The sequence below is a fragment of the Oleiphilus sp. HI0128 genome, from assembly GCF_001635365.1.
This window is the reverse complement of the sequence record NZ_LWGG01000434.1, coordinates 1-432: the sequence shown is the minus strand read 5'-3', so window position 1 is coordinate 432 and position 432 is coordinate 1. Positions and strand designations below refer to the sequence as shown.

Genomic DNA, 432 nt, shown 5'->3' with positions numbered 1-432 from the left:
ATTCAGAACATTATGATGCCCCGGCATTTGTAGCGTGATATCCAGGTCATTCATACCCGCCGGTCTCTGTACGGTAAAGCGATTGTGCATACCGTCTTGGCGAATATTATGCGCCCGATAATCCGCACTTTCTGACACACCATAAGTAAGGACGGCACGTGATACCTGAGGCATTATTTCTTCTACTACTGGGTCGTCTACACACATCACCGCAGCACCGTAAAACGGCAGGTTATGAAGGAAGTCTACAAAGGTCTGTTTAAGCTTTGAGAAGTCGCCACCATAGGTATGCATATGATCCGCTTCGATATTTGTAACCACTGAAATCATCGGTGTAAGGTGCAAGAATGACGCATCACTCTCATCTGCTTCAGCAACCAGGTATCGAGACCCACCCAGACTTGCATTGGTACCCGCGCTATTTAAGCGACC

The 432-nt window shown here is 47.7% G+C and carries 1 protein-coding gene; it reads right to left on the bottom strand.

Going from position 1 to position 432, the window contains the following annotated elements; all coding sequences use genetic code 11:
* The coding region (locus A3763_RS05340; RefSeq protein ID WP_255376608.1) for a Mur ligase family protein at window positions 1-432 on the bottom strand (432 nt) is incomplete at both ends.